At 34.9% G+C, this 12,131-nt stretch carries 12 protein-coding genes; 9 read left to right on the top strand and 3 right to left on the bottom strand.

Features of this window, described 5'->3' with window-relative positions:
* Positions 1-161 precede the first annotated feature (161 nt).
* Complete coding sequence (locus ACQKN2_RS08335) at positions 162-929, top strand: TSUP family transporter (RefSeq protein WP_427414553.1); 768 nt, start codon at positions 162-164, stop codon at positions 927-929.
* Between the two features lie 180 nt (positions 930-1,109).
* Here the strand turns inward: ACQKN2_RS08335 and ACQKN2_RS08330 are convergent, their stop codons facing one another.
* The gene (locus ACQKN2_RS08330) at positions 1,110-1,304 is read right to left on the bottom strand and encodes a hypothetical protein (protein WP_427414552.1); all 195 of its coding nucleotides are present in this window, start codon (positions 1,302-1,304) and stop codon (positions 1,110-1,112) included.
* A 686-nt stretch (positions 1,305-1,990) separates the two neighbouring features.
* Here ACQKN2_RS08330 and ACQKN2_RS08325 point away from each other — a divergent pair.
* The 8 genes from ACQKN2_RS08325 (at position 1,991) to ACQKN2_RS08290 (ending at position 10,142) form a co-directional block, all read left to right on the top strand.
* The gene (locus ACQKN2_RS08325; RefSeq protein WP_427414551.1) at positions 1,991-2,509 is read left to right on the top strand and encodes a sigma-70 family RNA polymerase sigma factor; all 519 of its coding nucleotides are present in this window, start codon (positions 1,991-1,993) and stop codon (positions 2,507-2,509) included.
* Positions 2,502-3,392: a DUF3298 domain-containing protein gene (locus ACQKN2_RS08320; protein ID WP_427414550.1), complete on the top strand. Its 891-nt coding sequence runs from the start codon at positions 2,502-2,504 to the stop codon at positions 3,390-3,392. Before ACQKN2_RS08325 ends, ACQKN2_RS08320 begins: the two co-directional genes overlap by 8 nt.
* A gap of 281 nt (positions 3,393-3,673) precedes the next feature.
* Entirely contained in the window at positions 3,674-4,798 is a 1,125-nt protein-coding gene (locus ACQKN2_RS08315) for an endospore germination permease (RefSeq protein WP_427414549.1), read from the top strand.
* On the top strand, positions 4,798-6,258 hold the full coding sequence (locus ACQKN2_RS08310) for a spore germination protein (RefSeq protein WP_427414548.1): 1,461 nt from the start codon (positions 4,798-4,800) through the stop codon (positions 6,256-6,258). Before ACQKN2_RS08315 ends, ACQKN2_RS08310 begins: the two co-directional genes overlap by 1 nt.
* The gene (locus tag ACQKN2_RS08305) at positions 6,255-7,424 is read left to right on the top strand and encodes a Ger(x)C family spore germination protein (RefSeq protein WP_427414547.1); all 1,170 of its coding nucleotides are present in this window, start codon (positions 6,255-6,257) and stop codon (positions 7,422-7,424) included. The genes ACQKN2_RS08310 and ACQKN2_RS08305 overlap by 4 nt, the downstream gene beginning before the upstream one ends.
* A 520-nt stretch (positions 7,425-7,944) precedes the next feature.
* On the top strand, positions 7,945-8,706 hold the full coding sequence (locus ACQKN2_RS08300; RefSeq protein ID WP_323646724.1) for a TerC family protein: 762 nt from the start codon (positions 7,945-7,947) through the stop codon (positions 8,704-8,706).
* A gap of 185 nt (positions 8,707-8,891) precedes the next feature.
* Positions 8,892-9,524, top strand: a complete 633-nt coding sequence (locus ACQKN2_RS08295; RefSeq protein WP_427414546.1) for a Bax inhibitor-1/YccA family protein — start codon at positions 8,892-8,894, stop codon at positions 9,522-9,524.
* A 108-nt stretch (positions 9,525-9,632) separates the two neighbouring features.
* Positions 9,633-10,142 carry a ferritin gene (locus tag ACQKN2_RS08290; RefSeq protein ID WP_427414545.1) on the top strand — a complete coding sequence of 170 codons (510 nt, stop codon included), beginning with the start codon at positions 9,633-9,635 and terminating at the stop codon, positions 10,140-10,142.
* Positions 10,143-10,210: 68 nt separating this feature from the next.
* Here the strand turns inward: ACQKN2_RS08290 and ACQKN2_RS08285 are convergent, their stop codons facing one another.
* A complete protein-coding gene (locus ACQKN2_RS08285; RefSeq protein WP_427414544.1) occupies positions 10,211-11,515 on the bottom strand; it encodes a DUF4179 domain-containing protein in 1,305 nt (434 codons plus the stop codon).
* Entirely contained in the window at positions 11,516-12,025 is a 510-nt protein-coding gene (locus tag ACQKN2_RS08280) for a sigma-70 family RNA polymerase sigma factor (RefSeq protein WP_427414543.1), read from the bottom strand.
* Positions 12,026-12,131: the final 106 nt, after the last annotated feature.

The raw sequence follows: 12,131 nt of genomic DNA, 5'->3' as shown, positions 1-12,131 counted from the left end.
ATATACACATAAAGTAGAATATTTTTGATTTTTGCAGAATTTAAAAATATCAAAAGAGCTAAAATCATCGAAATTAACAGAAAAATATCATTAAAGCTATTTACAGTTACTTTTCATTTCGCTACTATCAAATTATTATTATAGAAAAGAGATGACCTGCTGTGCCTTTTGATTTAGATGTAAACATTTTACTCATTCTTATTTTTTTTGGCTTTCTAGCTGCATTTATCGATTCTGTTGTAGGAGGAGGCGGGCTTATTTCATTACCTGCTCTTATGTTTGTTGGTCTTCCACCATCTGCAGCTGTGGCTACCAATAAGTTAGCTGGCACTATGGGGTCATTAACGAGCACTATAACATTTTATCGCTCTGGTAAATTGGATATTAAATCCGTTTATAAATTGTTCCCTTTTGTTTTTATAGGCTCTATGATCGGTGCATGGATTGTCCATCTTATGGATCCTAGTGTTCTAAAACCACTTATGCTTGTCATGCTTGCAGCTGTGGCTATTTATACTATTTTCAAGAAAGACTGGGGTAGCGTTTCTACCTATAAAAAATTGACACCTAAGCGTTATGCACTTTTTGTGGTGATTATTACCTTAATTGGCTTCTATGATGGCTTTTTAGGGCCAGGGACAGGTTCATTTCTACTGTTTGCCTTTTTAATAGTTGGCTTCGACTTTTTAAAATCGGCAGGTAATGCTAAATTTTTGAATTTCGGAAGTAATATCGCAGCCCTTCTTATGTTTATATACTTAGGGCAAATAAATTATGCCTATGGTTTACCGATGGGACTTGCACAAATTGCCGGGGCAATTGTTGGTTCTAAATTTGCCATTAAACGTGGCAGCGGGTATGTACGTAATTTATTTATCGTTGTGACAATTCTATTACTTTTGAAAAATACATATGACTATTTTTCATGATTGATTCGGTATATCTATCAATTTTTCAATGCCGTTATGATGAAGATCAAACTAGCTGCAGCAATCTCCATTGAAGATGTTATATACGTAGCTATCAATATATCAAACAACTAGAAGCATGCTAAAAATACAGCATGCTTCTAATAAAGTTCTGCGTTATTCATACTTCTCAGTCTATAATTATTCTTTCATACTATAAATTCCATAAGCAATCACTCCAAATAAATAGCCTATTCCAGCCCCTAAACAAATTGTAAACACTAGAAAGTTTGGTTTGAAATACATGCCAAAAATCTCACCGAGAGCACTACCAAAAATCATTCCCAATGGTATAAAACTATCCTTTAAATCTTTAGTGTCTTTAGACTTTTTCATACCTAATGTTCCTTTCTGTTATTATAATTGAGAATAAAAGATATCCTACCAAAAAAAGCAGATGAAAACTCTTTAAATTCATCACTGATCACTACGTAAAAAAATGCCTTTTATGCAAGATGGTGCTGGTCTATATTCAAGAATGGTGCCAATTAATTGTGATTTAAACTCCCCTGTTCAATAAAAATCCCTTTTCTTCAAATCTTATTTTAAGAAGTAATTACTTGTATTTCCCCTCTACTATATGTACGAGATGGTTCATGTAGAAAAAGGTCCGTAGTTGCTTTCTTATTTCGATACTATTCTAGGATATTTTCTTCGATTGCACTTCTAGCTATTCAAATGCTCTTCCTCCCCCGGGAAATATAATTTGTAATTGTGACCAATTTCCTCTTTCCCCTTTCTAAGCAATTGTAAAAGGTTTATAATTTGCTATGATTTTTCACCGCAATATAATGTACAGCAAAGTGCAACTTTACCAGTGGAGGATTTCTTCATCCCCACTAATGATTATCACAAATCGATTTTTTACTGGCAGTTATGCGGGATTAATTACTAAGTACTAATGACTTATCTTTGAAGTTATTAGAATGAGATAAGTTTTTTTGCTATCAACTTTTTTTCCCCTTTCATACGTCTAGTAGTTGTATACAATTTGAAAATGTTAAAAAGGAGCTTCTTTGGACATGAAAACAAGAAATGCATTTCAACATGAAGAGGTATTTGTCCAGTTAATTCGCGAACAGAAAGAGCGCTTTTATTTGCTCGCGTATAGCTATACGAAAAATGAACAGGACGCACTTGATGTTGTACAAGACAGTATTCAAAAAGCAATGCTTTCTCTCGATAGACTAGAAAATGTCGAGTATATGAAAAGCTGGTTTTATAAAATCGTCGTACGTACATCTATAGATTTTTTACGTAAGCATAAACGTTTACAGGTGACAGATGATGATACATTGCAATATTTAACTCCTGCACAAGAGGATGTTTACGAAAACGTTGATTTAGAGCACGCGTTAGATGAATTACCAATGATGTATCGTGAAGTTGTCATTTTACACTATTTTGAAGACTTAAAGCTCGCTGATGTTGCAAATATCCTTAACATTAAGCTGAGTACCGCTAAATCACGTCTTTATAAAGCGTTAAAACTATTGAAAATAGAATTAGAAGATGTGAAGGGAGAAACAGCACATGGATGAAAAATTAAAAGAACTAGAAAAACAATATAATGAGGTATCTATTCCAAAGGAGCTTGATTTTGTGGTTGAAAACGCACTAAAACAAGGTAAAAAGAAAAGAAAAAAACGAGCACCACAATGGTTACTAGGATCTGCGGCAGCTGCAATGCTTTTTACAGCTGGTTTAAATGTCAGTCCTGCAATGGCACGAACACTTTCAGACATTCCTGTTGTTGGTAGTGTCGTTAAAGTCTTAACATGGACTGAATATAAAGTAGCAGATGACTCATATGATGCTGACATAAAAGTACCTTCTATTGAAAACCTAGACAATAAAGATCTTGCTACTACTTTAAATGAAAAATACCGTTCAGAAGGTAAAGCTCTTTATAATGACTTTATTGCCGAAGTTGGTGATATCAAGGCTAAAGGTGGCGGTCATTTAGGCGTAGATAGTGGCTATGAGGTGAAAACTGATAATGACCAAATCTTGTCGATTGGTCGATATACTGTCAATACTGTTGCATCTTCTTCTACAGTAATGCAATACGACACAATTGATAAACAAAATGAAATTTTAATTACACTACCGATGCTATTTAAAGACGATAGTTATATTAAACCTATCAGTGAAAACATTAAGGAACAAATGCGTGAACAAGCTGCCGCATCTAACCAAGAAAAGGTATACTGGTTAAAAGGAGGAGGCCTTCCTGATGAAGAGGTTTTAGATGAATTTACAGCTGTTAAAGCTGATCAACAATTCTATATTTCTGATAAAGGGAAGCTTGTGATCTCTTTCGATAAATACGAAGTAGCACCTGGTTATATGGGTATTGTGGAATTTGAAATCCCAACAGACGTCTTAAAAAATAATCTTGTAAGCTCTAATTATATTCATTAATCATTTACTAATAATGTAAAACTACAATCCGTCGGGGTTTTCTTTATCCCCCACGGATTATTTAATCACTTCTTTGTAATGCGAAAAAAATATTATTCCCAAAAGCGAGGTATTTGACATTTCAATCGTCCAATACCTCGCTTTTTTCGGTGATTACCTTTTCATGATCGTGGTGGGATTACGAATTTAAATTCTTCTTTTCAGAGTAGTTTGTCACGCTTATAATCCTCTCACTTTTTGTCTAAGCTAAAGTGTATCAATTAACGTTAGAGGGTTTTCATATGAAAGGCGTAGGATCAATTAGTATTTTACATGTTGTCTTCTTATCTATGACTGTTATTGGCTTAAAAAATCACGTAACCATTATTCCCCCGATACTAGACGTTGCAGGGAGAGATGGTTGGGCATCTGTATTATTGGCCTCCGTTATTATATTCTTCTGGCTATTTCTTTTAGTTTATATTCAAAAAAAGACGAATCAGGAACCTATTCGAGACTGGTTAGAGGGCAAAATCGGCAAAATCGGCTCTACAATTGTCATTTATCTTATCGTCATTTATTTACTCATTCTAGCTGCTTTTACGATGGTCGAAACGTTACAATGGATAAACTCAACGTTTTTACCTCAAACACCAGCCTTTATATTATTACTCATTTATACAATTCTTTGTATTTTCCTCGTTACAACAAGTTTACAAACCATTGTTATTTTAAATGTCTTTGTATTATTCGGTGTAGTAGTCTTTGGTTTTTTTGTAGCATTTACAAATTTACAGGTAAAAGATTACGAGCTATTACGTCCATTTTTTGAGCATGGATTCCAACCCGTTATAAAAGGGGTGATTTACCCTGCATCAGGATTTATTGAATTATTAACACTTTTATTTTTACAGCATCAATTTAAGGACCGTATTCGTTGGTATCATTTTGGCATCATGCTTATCATTTTAATGGGGCTTACTTTAGGGCCACTCATGGGCGCAATTGCAGAATTTGGGCCTACTGAAGCCGCAAAGCAAAGATATCCTGCCTACGAGGAATGGGGATTAGTATCGATTGGTCGCTATATTGAGCATCTTGACTTTTTCTCTATTTATCAATGGCTTACTGGAACATTTATTAGAGTTAGCTTCTTCTTATATGTTATAGCGGACCTATTAAAAATGACTGGAGATCCGAAGCAAATATGGAAAATGATAGCTCCACCCTTCTTTCTACTTTGTCTACCGCTAATTATTTTAAATGAAAACATATTTTTGAAGGTAAAAGGGAACTATATATTATCAGTTACTCTTATTTTCTTTTTTCTTTTGTCAATTTTTTTCGTACTCGTAGCTTTCTTTTCAAAGAAATCTTCTAAAAAAGGAAAACCTGAAAAACAAGAAATGGAAAGTGGTGAATCATAATGCCTCAGCAGGAGAAGGCTATAGACCTAAACACCTTAAAAAAACTATTTCAAAAATCCGCAGATATTCAATTTCAGGAATATACATTTAATCAAAAAAAGGTTCATTTCGTTACCTGTGATGCAATGATCGACCAGCAAATGCTCAATGAAGTCATTATTCGGCGTATTCAATTTCTTTATGATCATTTAGATGAAACATCCTTTGAAGAAAATATTACAAATCAGCTTCATGTTCCGACTCTTCAAAAAGTCAAAGATAAAGAAGAAGCCATTACATTTGTCTATACCGGTTTTCTATTGCTTTATTTTGAAGAGGATGAACTACTATATGCTAGTAATATCGCTAAAAAGCCTAATCGAAATCCTGAAGAAACTAGGATGGAAGTACTTGTTAAAGGTCCAAGGGATAACTTTATCGAAGATATTCGCGTTAACATTGCACTATTACGTAAACGTTTACCTACAAATTCATTTTGTGTTGAAAAAGTGGAGTTAGGAAAACGTTCAAAAACAACCGTGGCTATACTTTATTTTGACGATATTGTCGATATGGATATTTTACACGGAATAAAAAAACAACTTGCTTCAGTAGATACAGATATTGTCTTTAGCGGGGATGTATTAATGGAGAGTATTAATAAAAACTCCAAACTTTTCCCAAAATTCGATTACACTGGACGACCCGATTATGCTATTCAAGCGCTAATCAGAGGACGTTTTCTCATTTTTGTCGATGGTGTAGCTTATGCCGTTATCACACCTGTCAATTTATTTTTATTATTAAAATCCGCTGAAGATAATGAATACCCCATCATTTTCAGTTCCATAGAACGAGTTTTGAGGATTCTTGGCATTTTAATTGGTTTGCTGTTGCCTGCTTTTTGGCTTTCGCTGACGACTTATCACCAAAATCAATTGCCATTCCAGCTTTTAGCAACCGTCGTCCAAGCAAAAACAGGTTTACCTCTCCCCTCCTCTCTCGAAATGCTAATAATGCTACTAATGTTTGAATTGTTTCGAGAAGCTGGCTTACGTCTGCCTTCTGTTATTGGAGGTACAATAAGCGTTGTTGGCGGTTTAATTATTGGTGATGCGGCCATTCGTGCAGGTGTGACAAGCCCAGAAATGATTGTGGTTATTGCAATTTCTACAATTGCATCATTTACTCTTGTGAACCAATCGCTTGTCACAACGATCAGTTTATTACGTATTACATTCATTCTTGCCAGTGCTTTCTTTGGTTTATTTGGATTTTTTATCTCATTATATTTCACACTTCTTTATTTGTGTAATATCCGGATCTATGGTTATTCTTACATGAATCTTGCAACAGATTTAAATTGGATGACTATAAAAAAATCGATATTCCGTTTATCGCCAAAGGGTTACACTGAGCGAAATAAAGCACTTGCACCCCAAGATAACACTCGTACTTCTATGAGCAAGAAGAAGCAATGAAGAAAAAGATAATTTTACTATCGGGCTTAGCTACTTCACTACTCCTTTCAGGTTGTTGGGATGTAACCGAACCGCAAAGAATGTATTATGTTGATGGCCTTGGTATTGATTATAAAGAGGGTCAATATGAAATCTACTTGCAATTAATTAACTTCACCAATGTAGCAACATCCGAAAGTTCTAACCCTAACCCTAACCCTCAAGCAGCACAGGCAGAGGTTGGCCAAGCTAAGGGAAAAACGTTGGAAGAAGCACTTTTTAAATTATTTCGATCTATCGACCAAAAAGTGTTTTGGGGGCATATGACTTACATTATTTTCTCCAAGGAAGCAATGCAAGATAAAAATGCCCTTTCCATTTTAGATAGTGTATTGCGCTATAGGGAAACAAGGTATCAAATTTGGACCTATTGTACACAAGACCCTATAAAAGACATCCTTCAAATAATGCCTATTTTGAATAAATCTCTAACATCATCAAAGCTTGGTAATCCCTTAAATACAGCAGATCAAGAAACATTTATCGAGCCGGTTAATTTTCGAAATTTAGTTATTGGTTTAAATGAACCAAATCATGAAATTGGCATCCCTTATGTAACCATCAATAAAAACTGGGAAATGGCAGAGCAACAAGGTCAGGATACTGCCTTTATGGGGGTAGGTGTGCTTTCTAAGGATGGGTTTAAAGGCTTCCTTAAGAAGGATACAGCAAGAGGCATGCAATGGATGCATAATAGAACGCATAGAGGTGAAGTAACTTTTAAATTAGATGATAACGAAACAGATTATTTAACGACAACATTAGAAAAAATAAAGGTAGCGATCAAACCAGTTGTTAAAAATAATCAAGTAACCTTTGAGGTAGATGTAAAATTAAATGCAACTTTAAATGGTTTCAAAAGGAATGTTTCAGAAAAAGAAATCAGAAAAAAGATTATCAAAGAAGTGAAGAAAGAAATCATAACAACGTATGAAGAAGCATTAGCGCAAGATATTGATATTTATCGCCTTTCTGAACAGCTATATCGGAAAAATGTAAAAGTGTGGAAAAAACTAGAGAAAGATGGGAAAATCCCACTAACATCTAGTTCTATTAGTAAATTAAAAATAGACGTTAACCAAGTAAATTCCGGTCGTAAAATATTTACGGGGACCATTAATGAATAATCTAAAAATATCCCCTCAAATGTACAAAACAATTTGTCAGGATATTTAAATTTATTGCATCAATTATGCCTTGGCATTGGGCCAACGTGATGGGTCACACAGTCGAATGTTGCTGTTGCTGTCGCACAGATAAAACTGTGTTGCTGTCGCTTTGCTTTCGGTACTAAAAATATATGCTGAAAGAAGTTAATTAGCTTCACATTTTTTATTTGCAATTATCGATGAGCATGCTATAATTCATGTAAAGAATTGAATAGCTTTTGACAATTATGTCAAAGGGGAGTAGCTAGCAGATGCGAACGAAGCATCTGATTTCACATTCGTCATTACATGGTTATTTACCATCGGGTGTGAAGGCATATATTGACGTACAGAAATTTTTCTGTTCAACAAACAGTTAATTGCTTAGCAAGACCTTTGCCTTTTTTTAGGCAGAGGTCTTTTTATTTTGCCTAAAAAAGCAAAGACTACGTTAAAAGAAGTTTATTCATTTCTGTTCTAATTAAAGGAGGAAATTAATTTGGAGGCAATCTTACTTGAATACGCATGGGTACTCGTCGTATTAATTGTACTAGAAGGTTTATTAGCTGCCGATAATGCAGTTGTTATGGCCGTTATGGTTAAGCATTTACCAAAGGCACAACAGCAGAAAGCACTGTTATATGGTTTGGTGGGAGCATTTGTATTCCGCTTTGCTGCATTATTTCTTATTACTACGCTCGTTAATTTCTGGCAAATTCAAGCTCTTGGTGCTGCGTACTTATTAATTATGTCTGGTAAGCATATTTATGATTCCCGGAAAGCCGCGCAAAATCCCGAAGAAATTCATGAGTCTAAAAAGCAAGCTGGCTTCTGGATGACTGTCATGAAAGTAGAATTAGCCGATATTGCCTTTGCGGTAGATTCAATTTTAGCAGCTGTTGCCATTGCGGTGACACTACCTCATATCGGAAATTTTGATGTTGGTGGCATTAATGCGGGACAATTCTCAGTAATGTTTTTAGGTGGTATTATCGGTGTCATCATGATGCGTTTTGCTGCTCGTTGGTTCGTGAAAGTTCTCGATAAATTTCCATCACTTGAAACAGCTGCCTTCTTAATCGTTGGTTGGGTTGGTGTAAAGCTAGCTGTTCTAACATTAGCACACGAAAAACTAGGTATTATTCCACATGAATTTCCACACTCAACTATATGGAAGGCTATTTTCTGGATTGTCTTAATTGGAATTGCCCTTGGTGGTTATTTAGTTGGTGTGAAAAACCAAAGAAAGAATGCAAAATAATACTTAAAAATATTACTTGGTCCTTGCGAAGACCAGGTTAGTGTTTGTATCACCAAACCGAGGTAATTCCCGAACGGAAACCACCCCCCTCGATATGGTGATACAATTTTTTTGTTGGAATCTTTTTCGAAATGGGTTCGTATGTTACTATAAAAGTTTTTTTACAAAAGAAAGGATTCTTCTATATGGCGTATGCTAAAAATCAAAACTTAAACAAAATTTTAAAACACTTTGCTTTTATGTGGGTACTGACGGTTGTCGGAATGTACATAGCAACATTATTACCTCCAGCGGTTGTCATGCCGTTATCTATTATTACTCTTGTACTTCTTATCATCGTCTGCTTTGTGCGTAGTCTTAAGCTTGCTAATTCCATTATGTATGCAATCCCCTTTTTAATGGGAATTTTATTATTCTGGACAACACAATTTTACATTGCGGAGCTAGGGCAACAGCTTGTTTTACTTGTCTTCGTAGCAACAGTAGCTATTTTCATTGTGCTAGCACTGATTGGTATGATGATGAATAAAGACATTTCCAATTGGGGAAGCTATTTATTCACCGTATTAATCGTCATAATTGTATTTTCACTAATCTTTATGTTTATCCCTGTTAACAACATAGTTGGACTGATTATTGCTGGAATTACTGTACTACTTTTTAGTCTCTATACGGTCTATGACTTCAACCAAATCCGACATAATCACGTTTCAGATGCTGAAGTCGTTGGTATGGCTTTAAATCTATACTTAGATTTCATTAATTTATTTGTCAATCTTTTAGAAGTAATTTGGCGTTTAAAGAATCAATTTGATTAAATTTTCTAATTGAGAATTAAAATCAATTAAACTTTGCCAACCTACCATTCTTCGCTGTATACTATAAGAGAAGCAGAAGATATATACTGTAAAGGGAGGAAAATATTTATGTTATCTGAAAAACTACACACAGCACTAAACGAACAAATGAATTTTGAATTTTACTCTGCGCATGCTTATATGGCGATGGCGGCATATTGCACAGATCAAGATTATGATGGCTTTGCCAACTTCTTTTTAGTACAGGCTGAAGAAGAACGCTTCCATGCGATGAAATTTTATAATTTCCTAAGTGATATGGGTTACCGTGCAACAATCCATGGCTTTGATAGTCCAGATAATCATTTCGAGTCTATCTTACATGCCTTCAAAACCGGCCTTTCACACGAGAAAGAAGTAACGCGCCGTATTTATCATTTATCTGATATCGCTTTAGATGAACGCGAGCACGCGACTATGGCTTTCTTAAAATGGTTCATTGACGAGCAAGTGGAAGAAGAATCTACGTTCGACACATTAATCCGTAAAATTGAACGCATAGAAAATGACTCCAACGCAATCTTTATGCTTGACGCAGAATTAGCGACACGTTCATTTACACCAGGTGCTGAAGCATAAAATTTATACTTAATTAAAAAAGACTTAATTAAAAAAGAATCTGCAGTATAAGCAGATTCTTTTTTTGACTATTTCAATGGAATATCAACCGTTTGAGTTCCATCTAAAAAGTTTTCATAATGTGAGAAATAAATGCGTACTGGATTGACAACTTCCTTTATGTCATATGTTTCTGTTTGTTCGATTACGTATTCATCAGGTCTATAGTAACTTCCTGAATTACTGTAAACAGTTTCTCCATTTGCATCTATTGCTGTACCAAGTAAACCGATATTTTTATCTTTATAAGAAGTTGGAACATTTATTGTTACCATTTGCTTATTAGCTTGAACTTTTAAGCCAGGAAGAGGTGGTTTGAATAGTACTTTATTTCGATTAAAATCAACCTCTATAAAATCCTCCCCTTTTGGCAATGCTTTTACTTTTCCAATGGATAATGTTAATTTTTTAGGCTCTCTAAAATAATTACTTTGCATAAAGATTGTTTCTTCTCCATCTATTAGATTACCTGTAGCTGTTAAGCCATTATTGATTGTCGTCCACTCCTCCCCTTTTTCATCCAATAAACGAATATCATCAAATCCTAAAATACGCATCTCATTATTAGGGTCAAGAGCGATTGTAATACCCGTACGGAGTGGTGAAATAGAGACAGATTTGATGGTGATTTGCTGGCCATCGAAGCTCATTTTTTCATTCAATTTATAGGTCTTCGTTTTCGCTATTTGCTTTTTAAGTGAAAATGGGATTGTAAACTCTGTTTGCTTTTTATCTGCAAATTGTATATATAATTCAAAATTAGCATTGTCATAATTAAAAGGATCAAATGTAGCCACAAATTTATCTTCAATCAAAGATGTTTCCTTTTCGCTAAACCCGCTGTAGCTTATTCCAGCGGGTAATACTTCACCATTTCGACGGAGCTCCACTTTCTTGGTTGCTAAATCATGAACATCGAATGGTGCTGACAATGTATAAGGCAAAATCATACCTGTTTCATCAGCAATAACACCTTGAAGTGTAAATGATAAACCATTTTTCGTTTGTGACAATCCTAGTTCTTCATAATAGTTATTATGGAGTATATCTTTAACCCCTTTATCATAAGTAATCATCTGAACTAGCGGCGCAAAGCCAGGGATTTTTGCGATGGCACTAGCAAAAGCTGGAGATACACGGATGGACGTTACAAATAGAAATAATAATGCACAAGTAACAGCAATGCTTTTCCATGTACGTTGTCTATTACTCTTTTCTTTTTGAAAGCGTATGACACTTTTCCTACGTGATTCTTCTAATTGCTCATACGGAATGTCGATTTTCGCTAGTTCTTTGACAAAAGTATCATAGTCATGCTTTTCAACCTGTTTCATCTACAGCTCCCCCTTCTCCGTAAAATATAGTCTCAGCTTTTTCAATGCCGCATGTAACCTCGACTTCACAGTTCCTTCCGGTATATTTTGAAGGATAGCAATATCTTGATTTTTATAGTCTTGAAAATATTTTAGAAAAATAAGCTCTTGCTGCTCGATTGGTAGCTTCGTAATGATATCTGTTATTTCAAAGCACTCGTGATTGGGTGCGTCATCACCGATTTCTATGTCTTCCTGCAAATCAAAACGCTTGCTTTTTTCACGCATATCATGACAAATATTGAGTAAAATTCGGACAAGCCATGTACCAAAATAACCTGGTTCTTTAATGGTATGTATCTTTTTTAAACTTCGATAAGTAGCTTCTTGTACCGCTTCAATTGCATCGTGTTCATTTTTTAAATAGGCAAATGCCATACGGTACATCGTCTGTTCATATTGTTTTATTAGATGTAAAAAAGCACCTTCGTCCCCTGCTATCGCACGCCTCACCAACGCTTGTTCATCCATCGCATTCACTCCCTTCTACTTATTAGACAGTCGAGCTGACCTTTTCGTTCGATTTATTTTCAACTATTTGATCATATGTAACAAATTTAGATCATCAGCTAAACGT

Origin of the sequence: Lysinibacillus sp. NPDC093688, assembly GCF_050280145.1 — a bacterium.
Taxonomy (GTDB): domain Bacteria; phylum Bacillota; class Bacilli; order Bacillales_A; family Planococcaceae; genus Lysinibacillus; species Lysinibacillus xylanilyticus_B.
This window is presented reverse-complemented; position numbering and strand designations above follow the sequence as displayed.